A 21,711-nucleotide genomic window follows, 5' to 3' on the forward strand; every position below is an offset into this window, starting at 1 on the left:
GTTCGTTCGCTTGAGCGTGATCGGCATTGCCTGTGGTGCACTTGCAGGTCACATTCGGTTGAAACATCAGGAGAGAAAATGGAATTCGTCACCATCGCTCAAGTCCGGGATGCTGGCGCTGCGCGGATCGTCATCGTGGCGCTGCGAGCGCACGGCTTTCATCCGCTCGAGCCGCGCGAAGGCGGATTGCCGGGCGTTCCCAGCCTTTTCGGCTCAGGTGGGGTCGGCATCGACGTGCCGGAAGATGAGGCGCGCGATGCAACGGTTCTGGTGCAAGAGCTGTTGAAGGATATGGGAAAGGCCGACACTTAAATCGGCCACGAAAGTTGGCGAGGCTCAGGCAACGGCAGACGTTGAACAGCCGGGACGCTTGAGCTAATAAGCCGGCTAAAGAGTTAACCGACCTTAAGCCTTTGGGCAGGAGTTACCAATGAAGGTTTGGATGCGCGGAGCAGGTTCCGTGGTTGGATTGGGCCTTGTCGCTCTGGCCTTGGCCGGATGTACGTCGACAGCTCGCTCCAACACCGCCGATCTCAACGTCGTGCGCGCGCCGCAGCAGCTGGCGCCGGTGCAGAATTCGACCGTGCAGCAGAATACGCTTCCTGCCATCGGGGCGAGCGGCACGCCCGCTCCGGGGCTTTCGGGCCAGCCGGTTCTGGGCGGAGCGCCTGCACCCACAACCGTCGCCTCGGCGCCGATGGGCACCAATAGCTCCATCGTGACAGTTGGACAGCCGACCACAAGTGTTTCGAGCGGGCCGGAAGGCGTCTGGACGGTGACAGCAGGCGCTGCGAACTGCCAGCTGAACCTGCCGATGACCGCCAAGACCGGCACCAATTACTACCGCGCTTCGGCCCCTGGCTGCTCGGTCACTCAGATTGCCTCCGTCACAGGTTGGCAACAGGTTGGCAGCCAGCTTCAGCTTTATGATGATAACGGCAATATCGCCGCATTCCTTGCACCCTCGGGCGGCCGTTACATCGGCACGATGGGTGGCGGCCAGGCCATTTCGATGGCCCGCTGAGCGCGACCCCATTGATGCAGCCTTCTTCCCTTCTCCCCTGAGGGGAGAAGGTGGTCCGCGAGAACCCGCCGAAACCGCGTGAGCGGTTCCGGTGGGGATAAGGGGTTCACGACTGCGGGACCTGCCGAGGGGTCTTCCACCCCTCTCCCCCAACCCTCTTCCTTAAGGGCCAGGGGTGATCGGAGTGGGAATGCCGCGGTGCAAACGTGCGGCCGATTCTTTGTCTTCTTCCCAACCCACCATCCGCGACGCCTATCTCGAGCTCGTCCAGCGTGGCGCGCTGAGTTCAGACCCGGCGCAGATCGAGGGGACGCGGCATTTCGACCGGATCCTGACGGAGCTGACGGCGAGCCAGCCCAAGGGTTTGTTCGGCTTTTTCGACAAGCCCAAGCCGGTGCGCGGACTTTATCTCGTTGGAGAGGTTGGGCGTGGCAAGACCATGCTGATGGATCTCTTTTACGCAGCGCTTCCAATCAAGCAGAAGCGCCGGGTGCATTTCCACGAGTTCATGGACGAGGTGCATGCGGGGATATCGGCCTTCCGCAAGTCTGCGCGAGGGCGAAACGAGGATGCCGACCCGGTCGAGGCGGTGACGAGGCCGATCCTGAAATCGGGCCTGCGGGTGCTGTGCCTTGACGAATTCCATGTCCACGACATCACCAATGCCATGCTGCTCGACCGGCTGTTCGAAAAGCTGTTCACCGGTGGCGTGACGCTGATTGCGACGTCCAATGTGGTGCCCGATCAACTCTACAAGGACGGGCTCAACCGCCAGCTTTTCCTCCCCTTCATTGCAAGGCTGAAGAGGGAAACTGAGGTGGTGGAACTCCATTCCGAGCAGGATTACCGACGGCTTAAATTTGCGGGTCAGCAGGTTTATGCATTTGGCAGCAGGGCCGAGGTTGGCGCGACCATGGACCGGCTCTGGCTGCGGATTACGGGTGGCGAAGAGGGCGAGCCCGGTGTCGTCGAGAGCATCGGCCGGCAGATTGCGGTGCCGCGTCAAGCCTTGGGCGCGGCGCGGTTCGCGTTTTCCGATCTCTGCGAGAGGCCGCTTGGAACCCGCGACTTCGTGCGGATTGCCCATTCGTTCGACTCGATCATGCTCGAAGATGTGCCGAAAATGGATCGGACGCGCTCTGATGCGGCCAAAAGGTTCATTCTTCTGATCGACTCGCTTTACGACCGGGGCGTGAAGCTGGTGGCAGGCTTTGCCGTGCCGCTCGACCAACTGGGCGCTGACGACAGGACCGCATTTGAATTCCAGCGCACCGTGTCCCGGCTCACCGAAATGCAGTCCGAAGAATATCTGGCCAAGGGGCTGCGCGATGCGGCGCCTGTGGCCGAAACCGCCTCCTGAGCGATCTCGCTGCCAAACCGGCATGCCCCCTTCGCTCATCGGCAAGGCAGATTTGCCGCCTACGACGAAGGGGTCACTTGCCCGTCTTGCCCGACAGGGTTAAGACGTGCGCCAATTCAACGCAGTCCGGGGATGAGAACTTATGGCGCGCAAGAAGATTGCCCTTATCGGTGCGGGACAGATTGGCGGAACCTTGGCTCTGCTGACCGCCCAGAAAGAACTGGGCGATGTCGTCCTGTTCGACGTGGTTGACGGCGTTCCCCAGGGCAAGGCTCTCGATATCGCCCAGTCGGCTCCGGCCCAGGGTTTCGATGCCGTCATGAAGGGCACGTCCGAATACAAGGACATCGAAGGCGCTGACGTCGTGATCGTCACCGCCGGCGTGCCGCGCAAGCCGGGCATGAGCCGCGACGATCTTCTCGAAATTAACCTCAAGGTGATGGAGCAGGTGGGTGCGGGCATCGCCAAGTACGCGCCTGATGCCTTTGTCATCTGCATCACCAATCCACTCGACGCCATGGTCTGGGCGCTGCAGAAGTTCTCGGGCCTTCCCGCGAACAAGGTAGTCGGCATGGCCGGCGTTCTTGATAGCTCGCGCTTTGTGCACTTCATCGCCGAAGAGCTCAACGTGTCGGTGGAAGACGTCTCCGCTTTCGTGCTGGGCGGCCATGGCGACACCATGGTGCCGCTGACCCGCTATTCGACCGTTGCCGGCATTCCGCTGACCGACATCGTCAAGATGGGCTGGATGAGCAAGGAAAAGCTCGACGAAATCGTGCAGCGCACCCGTGATGGCGGCGCCGAGATCGTGGGGCTCCTGAAGACCGGCTCGGCCTTTTACGCACCGGCCGCTTCTGCCATTGCCATGGCCGAGAGCTATCTCAAGGACAAGAAGCGCGTGCTGCCTGCCGCCGCGTTCCTGTCCGGTGAATATGGCGTCAAGGATGCCTATGTCGGCGTGCCAATTGTGATCGGTGCCGGTGGCGCCGAGAAGGTCGTCGAGATCGCGCTCAACTCGGCCGAGCAAAAGGCATTCGACAAGTCCGTCGAAGCCGTCGAAGGTCTTGTTGCGGCCTGCAAGAAAATCGCGCCGAAACTGGCGTAAGTTTTTGAAAGCCGCTGGCCAGTCCGGCGGCTTCTCCTTTCCGGTCTCCAGAAACGGCCGGATCAATGCTGCCCATCCAAGGGGAACCAGATGAATATCCACGAACACCAGGCCAAGGCGCTTCTCAAGGAATACGGGGCGCCCGTAGCTGCCGGCGTCGCCATTTTCTCGGTCGACGAAGCTGAAGCTGCGGCCAAGTCGCTGCCGGGCCCACTCTATGTGGTCAAGAGCCAGATCCATGCCGGCGGCCGCGGCAAGGGCAAGTTCAAGGAACTGGGCAGCGAGGCCAAGGGTGGCGTGCGTCTGGCTAAGTCCGTGGAAGAAGTGGTCGCCCATGCCAAGGAGATGCTCGGCAATACGCTGGTGACCGCTCAGACCGGAGACGCGGGCAAGCAGGTCAACCGCCTCTACATCGAAGACGGCGCCGATATCGCGCGCGAGCTCTACTGCTCGCTGCTGGTCGATCGCTCCGTGGGGCAGGTGGCTTTTGTCGTTTCGACCGAAGGCGGCATGGACATCGAAGCGGTGGCCCATGACACGCCGGAAAAGATCGAGACCATCGCGATCAATCCCGAAGCCGGCGTGACCGATGCCGACATCGCCCGCATCGTTTCGGCGCTCAAGCTCGACGGCGCTGCCGCCGAAGACGCCAAGAGCCTCTTCCCGATCCTCTACAAGGCCTTCAGCGAAACCGACATGGCGCTGCTCGAGGTCAATCCGCTGATCGTGATGGAAGACGGCCACCTGCGCGTCCTCGACGCCAAGGTGTCGTTCGACGGCAATGCCCTGTTCCGCCACGACAACGTCAAGGCGCTGCGCGACGAAACCGAAGAAGACAGCAAGGAAATCGAGGCCTCCAAGTGGGACCTCGCCTATGTCGCGCTCGACGGCAATATCGGCTGCATGGTCAACGGCGCGGGCCTTGCCATGGCGACCATGGACATCATCAAGCTCTACGGCAAGGAGCCGGCGAACTTCTGTGACGTCGGCGGTGGCGCTGGCAAGGAGAAGGTGGCTGCAGCTTTCAAGATCATCACGGCCGATCCCAAGGTCGAGGGGATCCTGGTCAACATCTTCGGCGGCATCATGAAGTGCGACGTGATCGCCGAAGGCGTGATCGCGGCCGTCAAAGAAGTGGGTCTGCAGGTGCCGCTCGTCGTGCGCCTTGAAGGCACCAATGTCGAACTGGGCAAGAAGATCCTCAACGAGTCGGGTCTGGCAATCACGGCGGCCGATGATCTCGACGACGCCGCCAAGAAGATCGTCGCGGCGATCAACGGCTAATTTAGAGGACCTACCCTGATGTCTATTCTCGTCAACAAGAACACCAAGGTCCTTGTGCAGGGCCTGACCGGCAAGACCGGTACCTTCCACACCGAACAGGCTCTGGCCTATTACGGCACGCAGATGGTCGGTGGTATCCACCCCAAGAAGGGTGGCGAAACCTGGACCGGCGCTGGCGGGGAAACCCTGCCGATCTTTGCTTCGGTCGCCGAAGCCAAGGAACGCACCGGCGCCGACGCCTCGGTCATCTACGTTCCCCCCGCGGGCGCTGCCGATGCCATCATCGAAGCGATCGATGCTGAAATCCCGTTCATCACCTGCATCACCGAAGGTATCCCGGTGATGGACATGGTGCGCGTCAAGGCTCGTCTCGACCGTTCCAATTCCCGGCTTCTCGGGCCCAACTGCCCGGGCATCCTGACCCCGGAAGAGTGCAAGATCGGCATCATGCCGGGCTCGATCTTCCGCAAGGGCTCGGTCGGTATCGTTTCGCGTTCCGGCACACTGACCTATGAAGCGGTGTTCCAGACTTCGAACGCAGGCCTCGGGCAGACGACGGCTGTCGGTATCGGTGGGGACCCGGTGAAGGGCACCGAGTTCATTGATGTGCTCGAGATGTTCCTTGCGGACGACGCGACCGAGTCGATCATCATGATCGGCGAAATCGGCGGCTCGGCCGAAGAAGACGCGGCCCAGTTCCTGATCGATGAAGCCAAGAAGGGCCGCAAGAAGCCGATGGCAGGCTTCATCGCCGGCCGCACTGCGCCCAAGGGCCGCACCATGGGCCATGCCGGCGCCGTGGTGTCGGGCGGCAAGGGCGATGCCGAATCCAAAATCGCAGCGATGGAAGCTGCGGGAATCCGCGTTTCGCCTTCTCCGGCGCGACTGGGCACCACGCTTGTGGAAGTGCTCAAGGGCTGATCTGCCACGCCCTCGTGGTTCGAGGCTCGCGAATTGCTCGCACCTCACCATGAGGGCTACCGGCACTGAAGCAAAAGTAGTCCTCACGGTGAGGTGGGAGCGTAGCGACTCTCGAACCGCGAGGCGTGGCTATCAATTTCGACCAACTCGGTCGCGCTTCGGTCACGGTTTGGTGCTAAGCGCGAAATGGTTTGGTCTGATACATATGTTCCAAGCCGCGGCGCCTCCCACGGGCGCCGCAAGTCTTAACAAGATACAAAGGAAAAGCGGTCAATATTCCCCCACTTTGGGTGGCCGCAATTGAGAACCGGCTCTCCGCCGGTTTGTTGAGAAGGATGACAGGACGCAAGGTCCTGCGCAAAAAGCGATGACACGACAGGAAAAGAACGACGCGTTCTTGCTGACCTCGTTCCTCTATGGGGGGAACGCCGACTACATCGAACAACTCTATTCACGCTACAAGACCGATCCCTCCAGTGTCGATTCGACCTGGTCGAGCTTTTTCTCACGGCTCGACGATGCGGATGGGCAGGCGGAAAAGAACGCTGCAGGAGCCAGCTGGGGCCGCAAGGACTGGCCGCAGGCCGCCGGCGGCGAACTGGTAGCGGCGCTCGATGGCAATTGGGGTGAGCTGGCGGTAAAGACCGAAAAGGCGACGGCCAAGAAGGCTGCTGCCGAAGGCAAGCCGGCGCCGGGCGCAGCCGATGTGCTGCAGGCAACGCGCGATTCCATCCGTGCCATCATGATGATCCGCGCCTATCGCATGCGCGGGCATCTGCATGCCGATCTCGACCCGCTCAAGCTCAAGTCCGAAGAATCCGCGCCCGAACTCGATCCGCGCAGCTATGGCTTTACCGAGGCCGATTTCAGTCGCAAGATCTTTATCGACAACTATCTGGGTGTCGAATACGCGACCCTTCCCGAGATGATGGCGATCCTTCAGCGCACCTATTGCGGTACGCTGGGCATCGAGTTCATGCACATCTCCGATCCTGAAGCCAAGCAGTGGATCCAGGAACGTGTCGAGGGACCGGACAAGGAAATCACCTTCACTCCTGAGGGTAAGAAAGCCATTCTGTCCAAGCTGATCGAGGCCGAAGGCTTCGAGAAATTTCTCGATGTCAAGTATACCGGCACCAAGCGCTTTGGCCTTGATGGCAGCGAGGCGGCGATTCCGGCTCTCGAGCAGATCATCAAACGCGGTGGCGCGCTCGGGATCAAGGATATCGTGCTCGGCATGGCCCATCGCGGCCGCCTCAATGTGCTGACCCAGGTTCTGGCCAAGCCCCATCGCGCCCTGTTCCATGAATTCAAGGGCGGCGCCTTCTATCCAGACGATGTCGAGGGTTCGGGCGACGTGAAGTACCATCTCGGTGCCTCGTCTGACCGCGAATTCGACGGCAACCGCGTCCACCTGTCGCTGACCGCCAACCCCTCGCATCTCGAAATCGTCGATCCCGTCGTGCTCGGCAAGTCGCGTGCCAAGCAGGACCAGCATATCGCGCCTGAAGGCAAGCTGGTCGACATCGCCACAGAGGGCAAGCCGGACCGCTCCATGGTGTTGCCGCTGCTGATCCATGGCGATGCAGCCTTTGCCGGCCAGGGTGTCATTGCCGAGTGTCTTGGGCTCTCGGGTCTCAAGGGGCACCGCACGGGCGGGTCGATCCATCTGGTGATCAACAACCAGATCGGCTTTACCACTTCGCCGATGTATTCACGTTCCTCACCCTATCCGACCGACGTCGCCAAGATGATCGAGGCGCCGGTTCTGCACGTGAACGGGGACGATCCGGAAGCCGTCGTGTTCGCGGCCAAGGTGGCTGTCGAATATCGCCAGAAGTTCGGCAAGCCTGTCGTGATCGACATGTTCTGCTACCGCCGTTTCGGCCACAACGAAGGCGACGAGCCCAGCTTCACCCAGCCGCTCATGTACTCCAAGATCCGGAGCCACAAGACCACGCTGGAACTTTACTCGGAGAAGCTGGTCGCAGATGGCGTGCTGAGCGCCGAAGAGGTGGACAAGCTCAAGGCCGATTGGCGCAGCAAGCTCGAACGCGAGTTCGAGGCCGGCCAGGACTACCGTCCGAACAAGGCCGACTGGCTCGACGGCGCCTGGAAGAACTTCAAGCCCGCCCAGGACGATGGCGCACGCCGTGGTGAAACCGGTGTCGAGCTTGAAAAGCTCGTCGAGATCGGTACCAAGCTGACCAAGGTACCGGCGGAGCTTAATGTGCACCGCACGGTCAAGCGCTTCCTCGACAATCGTCTGGGCGCGATCGAATCGGGCCAGGGGATCGATTGGGCAACTGCCGAGGCCCTTGCTTTCGGTACGCTCGTGACCGAAGGGCATCCCGTGCGTCTGTCCGGTCAGGATTGCGAACGCGGCACGTTCAGCCAGCGCCATTCGGTGCTCAATGATCAGCAGGTAGAAAACAAGACCTATACCCCGCTCAACAATCTCGATCCGGAAAACCAGGCGCGCTACGAAGTCATCAATTCGATGCTTTCGGAAGAAGCCGTGCTCGGGTTCGAATATGGCTACTCGCTGGCCGAGCCGCGCGCGCTGACCCTCTGGGAAGCCCAGTTCGGCGACTTCGTGAACGGTGCGCAGGTCGTGATCGACCAGTTCATCTCCTCGGGCGAGCGCAAGTGGTTCCGCATGTCGGGCCTCGTGATGCTTCTGCCGCACGGCTATGAAGGGCAGGGGCCGGAGCACTCCTCCGCGCGTCCCGAGCGCTTCCTCCAGCTCTGCGCCGAAGACAACATGCAGGTCGCCAACTGCACGACGCCGGCCAACTATTTCCACATCCTGCGCCGTCAGCTCAAGCGCGACTTCCGCAAGCCGCTGATCCTGATGACCCCCAAGAGCCTCTTGCGTCACAAGCGTGCGGTTTCGGGTCTGGTCGAGATGGGGCCGGACAGCGTCTTCCATCGCCTCCTCTGGGACGATGCCGAAGCGCCGGGCCTGCCCAAGACCACGGTCAAGCTCGCCTCGGACGAGAAGATCCGTCGCGTCGTGCTGTGCACGGGCAAGGTCTATTACGACCTGCTCGAGGATCGCGAAAAGAAGGGCATCGACGATGTTTATCTACTGCGCGTCGAACAGCTTTACCCGTTCCCGGCCAAGGCACTGCTCGATGAACTGAACCGCTTCCCCAATGCGGAAGTGATCTGGTGCCAGGAAGAGCCCAAAAACATGGGTGCCTGGGCCTTTATCCAGCCCTATGTTGAGTGGGTGTTCGACCAGATGGGCCGCGAATATCAGCGCGTCCGTTATGTCGGCCGTCCGGCTGCCGCCTCGCCTGCGACCGGCCTGATGCGCACGCACCTGGCTCAGCTCCAGGCATTCCTCGACGAAGCATTCGCCAACTAGGCCGAAGAAAAAGGATCAATCAATGTCGACAGAAATCCGAGTTCCGACGCTGGGCGAAAGCGTCACCGAAGCAACCATCGGCCAGTGGTTCAAGAAGGTCGGGGATACCGTCAATGCCGACGAGCCTCTGGTCGAGTTAGAAACCGACAAGGTGACGGTAGAAGTTCCCGCGCCCTCTTCGGGTGTGCTGGAAGCGATCGCCGCCAATCCGGGCGATACCGTTGACGTTGGGGCGCTGCTTGGCGCAATCGCCGCTGGTACGGCTGCCTCGGCCTCGGCTCCGGCTGCCGCAGCACCGGCGCCCGCTCCGCAGCAGGCCCAGGCTCCGGCCGGCGCAACCGACCGCGCTCCAGCGCCTTCGGCCCAGAAGCTGATCAACGAAAATGGCCTCGACGCGGGCAATATCGCTGGCTCGGGCAAGTCGGGCCAGGTGCTCAAGGAAGACGTACTCGCTTCGCTGCGCGATCCGGCTCCGGCCGCTGCAGCGCCCAAGGCTGCCGAAGCCAAGGCACCGGCTGCACCGCGCGGGCCAAGCCCGGCCGGCGATGCGGAGCGCGAAGAGCGCGTCAAGATGACCCGTCTGCGCCAGACCATCGCCCGTCGCCTCAAGGACGCGCAGAACACCGCTGCCATGCTCACCACCTTCAACGAGGTGGACATGAAGCCGGTCATGGATCTGCGCAACTCCTACAAGGAGCTTTTCGAGAAGAAGCACGGCGTTAAGCTCGGCTTCATGGGCTTTTTCACCAAGGCCGTGGTGCACGCGCTCAAGGAAATCCCGGCGGTCAATGCCGAGATCGACGGCGATGACCTGATCTACAAGCAGTACGCCCATATCGGCGTGGCCGTCGGCACCGACAAGGGCCTCGTGGTTCCGGTCGTGCGCAATGCCGACCAGATGAGCATCGCCGAAATCGAAAAGGAAATCGGCAATCTCGGCAAGAAGGCGCGGGACGGTCAGCTTTCGATGGCCGACATGCAGGGCGGCACCTTCACCATTTCCAATGGTGGTGTCTATGGCTCGCTGATGTCGACGCCGATCCTGAATGCGCCGCAGTCCGGTATCCTCGGCATGCACAAGATCCAGGAGCGTCCAGTCGTCGTCGGCGGCCAGATCGTTGTCCGCCCGATGATGTATCTCGCCCTCAGCTACGATCACCGGATCGTCGACGGCAAGGAAGCCGTGACCTTCCTCGTGCGCGTCAAGGAAAGCCTTGAGGCGCCGGAGCGTCTGGTTCTCGATCTCTAAGGCAACCTGTAGCCTATTCAAACATTGTGTAAGAGGCCCGCTCCGGCGGGCCTTTTTGCATGGTTCACGCGAGAGTGTTCAGCCGATTGCGCGCGTTAACTCACTGTTAGCAGATCAGCCCGCTATGCATATTCTGTCTTGAAACTGTCACGCCACGGAGTTCTGGTTTGCGTTTGTATCTTGCCCTGGCTTTTTCGTGCCTGAGCATGGTTCTCCCCGCTGCGGCGCAGGACGATCCTGCAGCCGATACCAGATTGGTCGGCGAATTGATGGCGTTTCACGGCTCACAGGCGATCGTGGAAGTCATGACGACCCATTGCTATGAAACCACCGGGCTCAACAGCGTCTACAAGACCGCAGCGGAGAACTGGTATTTGCGCAATATCGGCTTTCTTGACCTCGCCGATCGCGTAGTCGAGCGGCTCGGGGGCGGCAGCGAGGGCCAGCAGCGTGCTGCCGAGACCTATGGCGGAACCCAGATCATGACGGCCTATAATCAGGCCGAAAACAAGGATACGTTCTGTCGCGCCTTTCTTGAACAAGTGGAATCAGGCGCGCTCGATATCGACAACCAGCTTTCCGATCCGCTCAAACGCGCGCAGGATATCGCTGCCTCCTGAGATCGTGCGCGGGCGTGCAACCCGATGGCGTCTGGGGGATTTCTGGCTCGATCCCTTTTACGACGCGGAGTAGCGCATGAGCCTGGAACTGACCCTGCTGATCTGGAGCGCGGCCTTGGCGGGCGCCTATGTCGTGGTGCAATCGACCGTCTACCGGCTCGACTATGGCATTGCCCATGCCGGTTCGCAGCGTGACGGGGAACGCCAGCCCAACAAGTGGACGGCGCGCGGCAATCGTGCCCTGCGCAACTTTCTTGAAACCTATGGGATTTTCATTGCGCTTGCCGTTGCCTGTGAACTTGCCGGGCGCTCCAATGGTCTGACGCAGTGGGGCGCGCAGATGTGGTTCTGGGCGCGCTGGATCTATATCCCGGCCTATTTCATCGACGTGCCGTTCCTGCGCTCGGCAATCTGGTCCATTTCCCTTCTCGGCCTCGTGCTTCTGTTTGTGGGTGTTGCCTTTTAGGGCAGGGGCCTTGCCGGGCGATCCATTGCCGCCCGGCAGCCAGTGGTGTAACGGTTTGCCCGCAATATCTGCGGTGCACCCATGAGCTTTCCCTGGTTTGAATTCGCCGGCCTGATGCTGGCCTTCGGCATCAATGCCGTCATCCCCGGCGCCGATTTCGCCATGGTGCTGCGCCAAGCCGTGGCGCATGACAGGCGCGCCGCGATCTTTACCTCCGCCGGGATCGCCACATCGATCCTGGTCCATGGCAGCTACACGCTGCTCGGTGTCGGGGTGCTGGTCGGGCAGTCGCTGCTCTTGTTCAACATTCTCAAGTGGCTTGGTGCCGCCTATCTGGTGTGGCTCGCCATATCGGCCTTGCGCAGTCCGCCGCCGCAGCCGCCGAGTGAACTGGACGCGACCCAGACACGGCGCGGCGACATGGCAGCGTTTGCCCTGGGATTCCTGACCAATCTGCTTAATCCCAAGGCGGTTCTGTTTTTCCTCGCGCTTTTCACCTCGCTCGTGTCGATCCAGACCCCGGGGGCGGTGAAGGTGATCTATGTGGGCAGCATGAGCCTTATGCTTTTTGCCTGGTTCGCATTGGTGTCGGTTTTCTTTACGACCCCTTCGGTGCGGCAGGGCTTTTTCCGAGTCGGCCGGTGGTTTAATCGGGTCACCGGCATTACATTTCTGGCGTTGGCCGTTCGCGTCGCGCTGGCACAGCAGCGCTAACTTTCTGAGGCATAGAGAAACATGGCAGACCAATTCGACCTCGTAGTAATCGGCTCCGGCCCCGGCGGGTATGTGGGCGCGATCCGCGCTGCGCAGCTGGGGATGAAGGTTGCCGTGGTCGAGAAGTGGCCTAGCCTGGGCGGCACGTGCCTCAATATCGGGTGTATTCCATCCAAGGCGCTGCTCCATGCTTCCGAGCTGTTCGAAGAGGCCGGCCACGGCTTCAAGTCGCTGGGCATCGACATTCCCGCGCCGGTGCTCAACCTGCCGCAGATGATGAATCACAAGGCCGAAGTGGTTGCCTCCAATGTCGGCGGCGTTGATTATCTGTTCAAGAAAAACAAGATCACCGTGCTGCGCGGCACCGGCTCGATCCCGGCGGCCGGCCGGGTGCTCGTCACCCCGCAATCGGGTGCTCCGACCGAAGTGCAGGCGAAGAATATCGTCATTGCCACCGGATCGGTCTCGGCCAACCTGCCGGGAATCGAGATCGACGAGAAAACCGTCGTGACCTCGACTGGTGCACTGACACTTGAAAAGGTGCCGGGTCATCTGCTCGTCATCGGCGCTGGCGTGATCGGGCTCGAGCTCGGTTCGGTCTGGCTGCGCCTTGGCGCCAAGGTGACCGTGGTCGAATATCTCGATCGCATCCTGCCCGGTATGGACAGCGAAGTGGCTCGCCAGTTCCAGCGCATGCTGCAAAAGCAGGGCATGGAATTCAAGCTTTCGAGCAAGGTGGCCGGTGTCGACAAGCAGGCCAATGGGGCGCTGCAGGTGCGCGTCGAACCCTCCAAGGGTGGGGAAGCCGAAGCGCTCGATGCCGACGTGGCGCTGGTCGCCATTGGCCGCAAGCCCTATACCGAAGGCCTCGGGCTTGAAGCTGCCGGGGTGGCGCTCGACGAGCGTGGGCGCGTCAAGGTGGATCATGGCTTCAAGACCTCGGTCGAGGGCATCTATGCCATCGGCGACGTGATCGCCGGTCCGATGCTGGCGCACAAGGCTGAGGACGAGGGGATCGCCATTGCCGAAATCCTCGCAGGGCAGGCGGGGCATGTGAACTATGCCGCCATTCCCGCAGTGGTCTACACCAATCCCGAAGTCGCCTCGGTGGGCAAGACCGAGGATGAACTCAAGGCCGAAGGCGTCAACTACAAGATCGGCAAGTTCCCCTTCACAGCCAACGGGCGCGCCAAGGCGATGCAGGCAACGCAGGGTTTTGTCAAAATCCTTGCCGATGTGGAAACTGACCGTGTGCTTGGCGGCCATATCGTGGGCAAGAATGCCGGCGAGATGATCCACGAGCTGGTGACGCTGATGGAGTTTTCAGGCGCAGCCGAAGATCTCGCGCGCACGACGCACGCCCACCCGACCCTGTCGGAAGCAGTGCGCGAAGCCGCACTTGCCCTTGGCGACGGGGCCATCCACATCTAAGCGAACCGGACCGCGCATCTCCACGGTGGCGCGTTGGCGCCGGTGGGTTCATGCAAGGTATTCAGAGAAAGCCAGTGTCCGCAGGGGCGCTGGCTTTTTTCTGCGCCGGCGAAGGAGGCATGTGGTGGCTGTGGAGCCCGTGCCTCACGAGAATTCATCATACAACTGACAATCAATTGTATGTTGACTTGTGACTTGTTCTTCCATACCAGTCTAGCAGCTGCCGGATCGCGCAAGAGCTTGCAGCTTGAGGCCGATGCGTCGGCTGGGCGGGGCGTCCGAGGAAGGGGCGTTCCTGCCGGATTTTGGGAGGACATCAATGTTTCATCTGCCTAAGATGACGGCCGTGGCCGTTGTCGCCTCTATGCTTATGGCGTCGGCTACCAGCGCCCAGACCGTTCTGCGCTCGTCGGACACGCATCCCGATGGTTACCCCACCGTCGAGGCGGTGAAGAAGTTCGGCGAACTGCTGAGCGAGAAGACTGACGGCCAGTATTCGGTGGAAGTGTTCCATTCGGCCCAGCTCGGCCAGGAAGCTGACACGATCGAACAGACCCAGTTTGGTGTGATCGATCTCAACCGCATCTCGATCGGCGCCTTCGGCACCCAGGTTCCGGAAGCAACCGTGACCCAGCTGCCCTTCATCTTCCGCTCGGCCGAGCACTTCCACAATGTGCTCGATGGTCCGATCGGCGAAGAGATCCTGGCTGCCTTCGATGCCGTGGATGTCGTTGCTCTCGCCTATTACGACGGCGGCGCCCGCTCCTTCTACAACAGCCAGAAGCCGATCAGCACGCCTGCCGACATGGAAGGCATGAAGTTCCGCGTCATGGGCTCGGACATTTTCGTCGATATGGTTGGCGCACTGGGCGGCAATGCAACGCCCATGCCCTATGGCGAAGTCTACTCGAGCATCCAGACCGGCGTTATCGACGGCGCGGAAAACAACTATCCCAGCTATGACACGGCCGGTCACGCCGAGGTTGCCCAGTACTATTCGCTGGACGAGCACCTGATGGTGCCTGAAGTACTCGTGGTCTCCAAGATCGTATGGGATGGTCTCAGCCCCGAAGTACAGTCGGCCATGCGTGAAGCTGCCCAGGAGTCAGTGGCTTACCAGCGCGAGTTGTGGGCTGAGAAGGAAGTGGAGTCCAAGGCTGCAGTGGAAGCCATGGGCGCTCAGATCAATGAAGTGGACAAGGCTCCCTTCATCGAGGCCATGAAGCCGGTCTACGACAAGTATGTTACCGACCCCAAGCTGCAGGATCTGGTTGCCCGCATTCAGGCGACCGAGGGCTGATCGAAGCCCAGGCGACATGTTCGGGCCGGCCGCTGCGCCGGCCCGGATCGCTTCGAGGAGAGAACCAATGAGAAACGGGCTTCTGGCGCTCAGTCGCGTGCTGCGCGCGATATCGATTGCTGCCCTATGGGTTGCCGGGACCGGGCTCGTCGCAATGACGCTGCTGGTCGCCTATCAGGTCTATATGCGCTACGTGGTCAATTCCTCGCCCCCCTGGACCGAGGGCGCGGCCATCATGATCATGAGCTGGTTCATCTTTCTTGGTGCCGCCGTGGGTGTGCGCGAGAAATTCCACATGGGTTTCGACGTGCTGCTTTATGCCTTGCCCAAGGCGCGGTCCGTGCTGCGCAGCATCAGCGATATCGCGATCTTCGCGTTCGCAGCCGGCATGGTGTTTTACGGACTCGAGCTTGCCATCCGCGGCTTGAACGTGCGCATCCCGGTTCTGGGGCTGCCTCAGACCTTCACCTATCTTCCCATTGTCTTTTCGGGTGTTCTCATGTGCCTTTTCGTGGCCGAGCGCATGGCATTGCGGCTCGCCGGCGAACCGGTGGATGACGATGCCACCGAGCAAAATGTGAGCGAGGCCTGAGCGCAATGGAATATTGGGTTCTCTTCGGCGTTTTCGGCCTGTTGATGGTGGTGGGTACGCCCATCGCCTTCTGTCTGGGCATCGCAAGTTTTGCTACGATCCTTTATATCGGCCGCCCGCCGGTTGTGGTCTTCCAGCAGCTCAATTCCGGCGTGTCGCCATTCACGCTGCTGGCCATTCCGTTTTTCATTTTTGCCGGTGACCTGATGATGCGCGGCGGCATCGCTGCGCGGATCATCCAGTTTGCCGGATCTATCGTGGGCCATATCCGGGGCGGCCTAGGGCAGGTCAACGTGGTTGCCTCGACGCTGTTCGGAGGCATTTCCGGTTCGGCCGTCGCCGAGGCTGCTGCCGTGGGCGGGATCATGATCCCGCAGATGAAGGCACGCGGCTACGGCGCCGATTACGCGGTCAACGTCACCTCCATGTCGGCGCTGATCGCCCTGCTGCTGCCGCCCAGCCACAACATGATCATCTATTCGCTCTCGGGCGGCGGACGTATTTCGATTGCGGATCTTTTTACCGCCGGCGTCATTCCGGGCCTGTTGCTGGCCGTAGCGCTGATGATCACCGCCTATGTGGTGGCGCGGCAGCGCGGCTATCCTACCGAGCCGTTCCCTGGCTTTGCGCGCGCCATGCAGTATTTCCTCGTGTCCATTCCGGGGCTGCTGCTGATCGCCATCATTTTCGGCGGCGTCCGCTCCGGCATCTTTACCGCGACCGAAAGCTCCTGCATCGCGGTCCTTTATGCCTTCCTCGTGACGCTGCTGGTTTATCGCACCATGACCTGGTCGACCTTTGTCCACTGCGTCATGGGTGCGGTGCGCACGACGGCCATGGTGCTGTTCATCATCGGTGCGGCGGCGTCCTTTGGCTGGCTCATGGCCTATCTGCGCGTGGCGCCGATCCTGACCGAACTTGTCGGGCAGTTGACGTCTGATCCGCTGATGGTGCTCTTGCTGATCAACGTGCTGCTGCTGCTGCTCGGCACCTTCATGGATATGGGTCCGCTGATCATCATCACGACCCCGATCTTCCTGCCCATGGTCACTGCCTTCGGCGTCGATCCCGTGCATTTCGGCGTGATCATGATCCTCAATCTCGGTATCGGCCTCAACACGCCTCCGCTCGGTCCCGTGCAATTCGTCGCCGCGGCCGTGGGCAAAATATCGATCTGGACGGCCATGAGGAGCGTCTGGCCATTCTATCTCGCCGGCATAGTGGTGCTGGGGCTCGTGACCTATATCCCGGCCCTTTCGCTGTGGCTCCCGAGCCTCTTCCGGTAAACCCATGTCACTGTTTGAAGCCAGCCCGCCGGTCCGAAAGCCGAAACTCGCCGAAATGGTGGTCGAGGCGCTGCGCAAGCGCATCGGCGCCGGAGAGTTCGGCCCGGGCGAGAAACTGCCGACCGAAAGTCAGCTGACCCTGCATTTCGGGGTCAGCCGCACGGTGGTGCGGGAGGCGATCGCAGCACTCGCCGCCGATGGCATGGTGCAGCCGCGCCAAGGGGCGGGTGTCTATGTCATGGCTAGTGCTTCGAGCACCTTTTCCAGCATCGGTGGGGAAACCTCGAACAAGATCTCGGTGGCGCTCAACGTGCTTGAAGTGCGCATGGGCATCGAGATCGAATCGGCGGGGCTTGCAGCACAGCGTGCCAGCGCCAGCCAGCTTGCGGCTATTCAGGAGGCGTGGAACGAGTTTGGGCGCCTCCTCAAGACCGGCAGCCCCACCGGAAGGACCGACTTCGCCTTTCATCGCACTCTTGCGGCTGCGACCAACAACCCATTCTACCTCGAGGTTCTCGACGCGCTGGGGAGCCGCACCATTCCGTGCGACGTCGCCTCACCCTGGGGAACGGAAAGCGTTCTTAGCTACGACTATCAGGTGGGGCTGCACGAGGAGCACAAGATTATCATGCAGGCCGTCGTTGCCCGTGATGCCGAAGGGGCGCGCGAAGCCATGCGCGAGCACCTGTCGCGCAGCCAGGACCGCTATCGCCTGAGGCTAGCCGAACAGGGCAGCGAGCACTGAAATCCAACCTCTACTGGAGCAGACATGACCACCGAATTTGATATCCGTTTCGCCATCGACCCGGCCGGAGCCGCCGGGATGGGGACGGCAGAGCTGCGCGAGAATTTCCTGATCGACGATCTGTTCAGCACAGGCGCGGTGAACTGGACCTATACCCATTATGACCGCATGGCCGTAGGGGGCGCCGTGCCCGGCGCTGGCGACCTGGCGCTCGAGACCATCAAGCCGACCGGTACTGCCAATTTTCTGGATCGCCGCGAGCTGATCGCGGTCAATATCGGTGACGCGGGCACGATCAAGGTGGATGGCACGGAGCATGCCGTCGGCTCGCGCGACATGCTCTATGTCGGCATGGGCGCCAAGGATGTGCGATTTGCCGGTGAGCGCGCCAAGTTCTATCTCCTGAGTGCGCCGGCTCATGCGAGCCATCCCACGACGCTGCTGCAGCAATCGGGCGCCAAGCGGCTCGACCTTGGGGCGCGGGAAACAGCAAATGAGCGCTCGATCTTCCAATATGTGAATGCCGACAGCGTAAAGACCTGCCAGCTGGTGGTGGGCCTCACCCAGTTCGCACCGGGTTCACTCTGGAACACGATGCCGGCGCATATCCATGACCGTCGCATGGAAGCCTATCTCTATTTCGACCTCAAGCCCGACGCCTTCGTGGTACACCTGATGGGCGAGCCGGACGAAAGCCGCCACCTGATCGTGCGCAACGAACAGGCGATCATTTCTCCGCCCTGGTCGATCCATTGCGGGGCTGGCACGGGATCCTACACCTTCATCTGGGCCATGGCTGGCGATAATGTCGACTATACCGATGTCGAAAAGGTCGAAATGGAGGATCTGCGGTGACCGATCTCACCGCCTTTAGCCTGACGGGCCGGACCATCATGGTCACTGGTGCCAATACCGGGATCGGGCAGGGTATCGCCCTCTCGGTCGGCCGGGCCGGCGGCAAGGTGATCGGTGTGGGCCGTTCGGCCATGGACGAGACGGCTTCGCTCATGGCGCAGCAGGGTGCCGAATTCGGGCAGGTGCGGGCCGATCTCGGTTCGAGCGCTGCAGCGCAAGCGATGTTCGATGCCGCATGGGCCGGGCATGGTCCGATCGATGGGCTGGTCAACAATGCCGGGATCATCAAGCGCGTCGATGCGGTTGATTTCACCGAAGCCGATTGGGACGAGGTGATGGATATCAACCTTAAGTCCATGTTCTTTCTGGCCCAATCGATGGCCCGCAAGGCCTTAGGGGAAAACCGGCCGGCGCGGATCGTCAATATCGCGTCCATGCTGAGCTTTCAGGGCGGCATTCGCGTAGCGAGTTACACGGCGTCGAAGAGTGGTGTTCTCGGCATTACGCGGCTCCTCGCCAATGAGTGGGCCGCCAGGGGCATCAATGTGAATGCCATTGCGCCCGGCTATATCGAAACCAACAATACCGAAGCTCTGCGCAACGATCCAGACCGGTCGGCGGCTATTCTCGGGCGCATTCCCGCAGGGCGCTGGGGCGTGCCGTCCGATATCGGCGATGCAGCGGTTTTCCTTTTGGCTCCTGCTTCCAACTATATGCATGGCGCCGTCATCCCCGTTGATGGCGGCTGGCTCGCAAGGTGATTCATGACTGAACAGACGTTTTTCGCACAGGCCGACGCCACGGAATGGACCGAACTGGCGCCGGGCAATACCCGCCGCGTGCTGATCCATACGCCCGACCTCATGCAGGTCGAATTCGGCTTCGACAAAGGCGCCGTCGGGGCGCTCCACAGCCATCCTCATATCCAGGTCAGCTATGTTGCCGAAGGCAGTTTCGAGGTGACGATCGACGGGGTGACAGAGGTTGTGGGGCAGGGCGGCAGCTTCATCGTGCCGTCCGGGCTGGTTCATGGCGTGGTAGCGCTCGAAAAAGGCCGGCTGATCGATGTGTTCACGCCGCATCGGGCGGATTTCCTGTAGGACGCCCGGCCTCGCCATTGCGGGGGAGTGTTGACCTTGCGTGTTTCCAGCCACAATCACTGTGCTGCCCTCGGACCTGACCCGAGGGCGCTGTCGGCTCGCTCGATCCAGGGTGCCTGCTCAACTGACCCGGGGGTCAAACCCGAGACAACTCCGGTGGGTGGCTGGGAGAATGCGTCTCAGGTGAACGGTGCCCCCGCGGCCCGGGGACAGCCGCACAATTCTTGGTTGACGCATGGGACTTGCCTTGGCCCGTCGGGATTGGCACATGCTGGCCACTTGGCAGCCGGGCCGCGATCCGGTGCTGACGCCCGGAGACGAGCCACCCATGCTGACCATAGCATTTTACATCGCCATCACGGCCGAAGCGATGACCGCGGCTCTTGCCGCCGGCCGGCGCAAGATGGACTGGTTCGGCGTGTGCCTGATCGCCTGCGTAACGGCTTTGGGCGGCGGCACGATGCGCGACGTCTTTCTCGACCACTATCCGCTGTTCTGGGTCGCAAATCCCTATGTGCTGCTGCTGGTGTGCGGGGCGGCCCTGCTCACCATTCCGCTGGCGCAACTGATCGACCGGCTGCGATGGCCGTTCCTTCTGCTCGACGCCTTGGGGCTCGTGGTGTTCACAGTCGTGGGCTGCAATATCGGGATCGAGGCCGGTGTGCATCCGATCATCGTCATCGTGGCCGGCATGGTCACGGGAACTGCGGGTGGCATTTTGCGCGACGTTCTTTGCAACGACATCCCCCTGATCTTTCAGGGCGAGCTTTATGCTTCGGTCTCGATGGTCGTGGGGGTCATCTATTATCTCGGGCTGATGGGCGGGCTGCCCACAGACCTGATGGTCATCGTGGCCATCGCGGTGGGGCTGACGCTGCGTGTCCTTGCGATCGTGTTCAAATGGGAAATGCCCAAATTCGTCTACGACCGGGAGATGCGCAAGTAAGGTGGTGCCGGATCCGCAGTGTCCCGCTTGCCTCTCGTGCCGCTTAAACAAACTATCCGACCTCGCCACGGGCGGGGCGCAACAATGAAGACGGAGTTGTAACTGTGCGACAGACCTGGCGGTGGTTCGGCCCCAAGGACCTTTGCAGCATCGACGATATCACTCAGGTCGGCGCTGTCGGCGTCGTGAGCGCGCTGCATCACGTGCCCAATGGTGTGGTCTGGACGCGCGAAGAGATCGACAAGCGCTATCGTCAAATTGCGACACGCAAGGACGGCATGCCGTCCGGCCTCACCTGGGACGTGGTCGAGAGCCTGCCGGTCAGCGAGGATATCAAGAAGCAGAAGGGCGATTGGCGCGAGCACATCGCCAACTACAAGACCTCCATGCGCAATCTCGCCGAGAGCGGGATGGAAGTGATCTGCTACAACTTCATGCCGGTGCTGGACTGGACCCGTACGGACCTGCGCTGGACCGTGTCCAATGGTGGCTCGTGCATGCGGTTCGACATCAACGATTTCGCCGCCTTCGACATTCACATTCTCAAGCGCCCCGGTGCTGCAACCGACTTTACCAATGCCATTGCCGACGAGGCCGGGCGTCGCTTCGCAGACATGAGTGAAGACGAGAAAAGGCAGCTCGGCCGGAATGTGACCATGGGCCTGCCGGGCTCGACGGAGTCGATGACGCTCGAAGACGTCCAGGCCCATCTCGACGAATATGGCGCCATTAGCCGTGATCAGTTGCGCCAGCACTTCATCGCCTTTCTCGAAGAAGTGGTGCCGGAAGCGGAAAAACTCGGCTTGCGGCTTTGCTGCCATCCGGACGATCCGCCGTTTGCGCTCCTGGGCCTGCCTCGCATCATGTCGACCGAGGCGGACTACAAGTTCATCCTCGATGCTGTGGACAGCCCCGCCAACGGCATGACGCTTTGTTCTGGCTCGCTCGGCGCGCGGCCGGACAACGATCTGCCCGGCATGATGGAGCGTTTCGGCCCCAAGGTGCACTTTCTCCATCTGCGCAACGTGAAGCGGGACACGGACGATATTGCCGGCTCGTTCTTCGAGGCAGAGCATCTGGCGGGCGATACGGACATGGTGGCGCTGATCGCGGCCATCATCCGCGAAGAACGGCGGCGCAAGGCCGAGGGACGCAAGGATGCGATCATTCCCATGCGGCCCGATCACGGCCAGGACATCCTGGATGATCTCGGCAGGCGGGCGCAGCCCGGTTACCCGACTATCGGCCGCATGAAGGGACTTGCCGAGTTGCGCGGTGTGATGACAGCGCTCGAACACGGACAGGTTGGATTGTAACCTTTGACTTAACGCGTCCTGAAA

Annotated in this window: 21 protein-coding genes; all 21 read left to right on the plus strand. The window is 61.4% G+C overall.

Translation table 11 applies throughout. The features are described 5' to 3' along the window. The first annotated feature begins 78 nt into the window (after positions 1 to 78). The 21 genes from BM364_RS03445 to uxuA all read left to right on the plus strand — a co-directional run bounded on the left by BM364_RS03445 (position 79) and on the right by uxuA (position 21,687). Positions 79 to 312 (plus strand): hypothetical protein, encoded by a 234-nt coding sequence (locus BM364_RS03445; protein WP_092420940.1) that lies wholly within the window; start codon positions 79 to 81, stop codon positions 310 to 312. Between the two features lie 118 nt (positions 313 to 430). Beyond that, the gene (locus tag BM364_RS03450; RefSeq protein ID WP_092420943.1) at positions 431 to 1,024 is read left to right on the plus strand and encodes an AprI/Inh family metalloprotease inhibitor; all 594 of its coding nucleotides are present in this window, start codon (positions 431 to 433) and stop codon (positions 1,022 to 1,024) included. A gap of 220 nt (positions 1,025 to 1,244) precedes the next feature. After that, complete coding sequence (gene zapE / locus BM364_RS03455; RefSeq protein WP_175528443.1) at positions 1,245 to 2,384, plus strand: cell division protein ZapE; 1,140 nt, start codon at positions 1,245 to 1,247, stop codon at positions 2,382 to 2,384. Between the two features lie 142 nt (positions 2,385 to 2,526). Beyond that, positions 2,527 to 3,489, plus strand: a complete 963-nt coding sequence (mdh, locus tag BM364_RS03460) for a malate dehydrogenase (protein ID WP_092420949.1) — start codon at positions 2,527 to 2,529, stop codon at positions 3,487 to 3,489. 90 nt (positions 3,490 to 3,579) lie between these two features. Then, the gene (gene sucC / locus BM364_RS03465) at positions 3,580 to 4,773 is read left to right on the plus strand and encodes an ADP-forming succinate--CoA ligase subunit beta (protein ID WP_092420952.1); all 1,194 of its coding nucleotides are present in this window, start codon (positions 3,580 to 3,582) and stop codon (positions 4,771 to 4,773) included. An 18-nt stretch (positions 4,774 to 4,791) separates the two neighbouring features. Further along, positions 4,792 to 5,694: a succinate--CoA ligase subunit alpha gene (sucD, locus tag BM364_RS03470; protein WP_092420955.1), complete on the plus strand. Its 903-nt coding sequence runs from the start codon at positions 4,792 to 4,794 to the stop codon at positions 5,692 to 5,694. Positions 5,695 to 6,061: 367 nt separating this feature from the next. Continuing rightward, positions 6,062 to 9,067 carry a 2-oxoglutarate dehydrogenase E1 component gene (locus tag BM364_RS03475; RefSeq protein WP_092420958.1) on the plus strand — a complete coding sequence of 1,002 codons (3,006 nt, stop codon included), beginning with the start codon at positions 6,062 to 6,064 and terminating at the stop codon, positions 9,065 to 9,067. Between the two features lie 22 nt (positions 9,068 to 9,089). After that, positions 9,090 to 10,316 carry a 2-oxoglutarate dehydrogenase complex dihydrolipoyllysine-residue succinyltransferase gene (gene odhB / locus BM364_RS03480; RefSeq protein WP_092420960.1) on the plus strand — a complete coding sequence of 409 codons (1,227 nt, stop codon included), beginning with the start codon at positions 9,090 to 9,092 and terminating at the stop codon, positions 10,314 to 10,316. 167 nt (positions 10,317 to 10,483) lie between these two features. Next, positions 10,484 to 10,936 (plus strand): hypothetical protein, encoded by a 453-nt coding sequence (locus BM364_RS03485; RefSeq protein WP_139232466.1) that lies wholly within the window; start codon positions 10,484 to 10,486, stop codon positions 10,934 to 10,936. Positions 10,937 to 11,012: 76 nt separating this feature from the next. Then, positions 11,013 to 11,402, plus strand: coding sequence for an MAPEG family protein (locus BM364_RS03490; protein WP_092420966.1), 390 nt, complete (start codon positions 11,013 to 11,015; stop codon positions 11,400 to 11,402). Between the two features lie 81 nt (positions 11,403 to 11,483). Continuing rightward, a complete protein-coding gene (locus BM364_RS03495; protein WP_092420969.1) occupies positions 11,484 to 12,116 on the plus strand; it encodes a LysE family translocator in 633 nt (210 codons plus the stop codon). A 21-nt stretch (positions 12,117 to 12,137) separates the two neighbouring features. After that, complete coding sequence (lpdA, locus tag BM364_RS03500; RefSeq protein WP_092420972.1) at positions 12,138 to 13,547, plus strand: dihydrolipoyl dehydrogenase; 1,410 nt, start codon at positions 12,138 to 12,140, stop codon at positions 13,545 to 13,547. 319 nt (positions 13,548 to 13,866) lie between these two features. Further along, positions 13,867 to 14,847: a TRAP transporter substrate-binding protein gene (locus BM364_RS03505; RefSeq protein ID WP_092420975.1), complete on the plus strand. Its 981-nt coding sequence runs from the start codon at positions 13,867 to 13,869 to the stop codon at positions 14,845 to 14,847. Positions 14,848 to 14,914: 67 nt separating this feature from the next. Further along, positions 14,915 to 15,439, plus strand: a complete 525-nt coding sequence (locus tag BM364_RS03510) for a TRAP transporter small permease (protein ID WP_092420978.1) — start codon at positions 14,915 to 14,917, stop codon at positions 15,437 to 15,439. Between the two features lie 5 nt (positions 15,440 to 15,444). Further along, positions 15,445 to 16,725 (plus strand): TRAP transporter large permease, encoded by a 1,281-nt coding sequence (locus BM364_RS03515; protein WP_092420980.1) that lies wholly within the window; start codon positions 15,445 to 15,447, stop codon positions 16,723 to 16,725. Positions 16,726 to 16,729: 4 nt separating this feature from the next. Beyond that, a complete protein-coding gene (locus BM364_RS03520; RefSeq protein ID WP_092420983.1) occupies positions 16,730 to 17,470 on the plus strand; it encodes a FadR/GntR family transcriptional regulator in 741 nt (246 codons plus the stop codon). Positions 17,471 to 17,494: 24 nt separating this feature from the next. Further along, complete coding sequence (gene kduI / locus BM364_RS03525; RefSeq protein WP_092420986.1) at positions 17,495 to 18,325, plus strand: 5-dehydro-4-deoxy-D-glucuronate isomerase; 831 nt, start codon at positions 17,495 to 17,497, stop codon at positions 18,323 to 18,325. Continuing rightward, the gene (gene kduD, locus BM364_RS03530; protein ID WP_092420988.1) at positions 18,322 to 19,086 is read left to right on the plus strand and encodes a 2-dehydro-3-deoxy-D-gluconate 5-dehydrogenase KduD; all 765 of its coding nucleotides are present in this window, start codon (positions 18,322 to 18,324) and stop codon (positions 19,084 to 19,086) included. The genes kduI and kduD overlap by 4 nt, the downstream gene beginning before the upstream one ends. A gap of 3 nt (positions 19,087 to 19,089) precedes the next feature. Beyond that, complete coding sequence (locus tag BM364_RS03535; protein WP_092420991.1) at positions 19,090 to 19,425, plus strand: cupin domain-containing protein; 336 nt, start codon at positions 19,090 to 19,092, stop codon at positions 19,423 to 19,425. 268 nt (positions 19,426 to 19,693) lie between these two features. Continuing rightward, entirely contained in the window at positions 19,694 to 20,371 is a 678-nt protein-coding gene (locus BM364_RS03540; RefSeq protein ID WP_425284867.1) for a trimeric intracellular cation channel family protein, read from the plus strand. A 104-nt stretch (positions 20,372 to 20,475) separates the two neighbouring features. Next, positions 20,476 to 21,687, plus strand: coding sequence for a mannonate dehydratase (uxuA, locus tag BM364_RS03545; RefSeq protein ID WP_092420994.1), 1,212 nt, complete (start codon positions 20,476 to 20,478; stop codon positions 21,685 to 21,687). Positions 21,688 to 21,711 lie beyond the last annotated feature (24 nt).

It is taken from the genome of Devosia crocina (assembly GCF_900116545.1).
Classification (GTDB): Bacteria; Pseudomonadota; Alphaproteobacteria; order Rhizobiales; family Devosiaceae; genus Devosia; species Devosia crocina.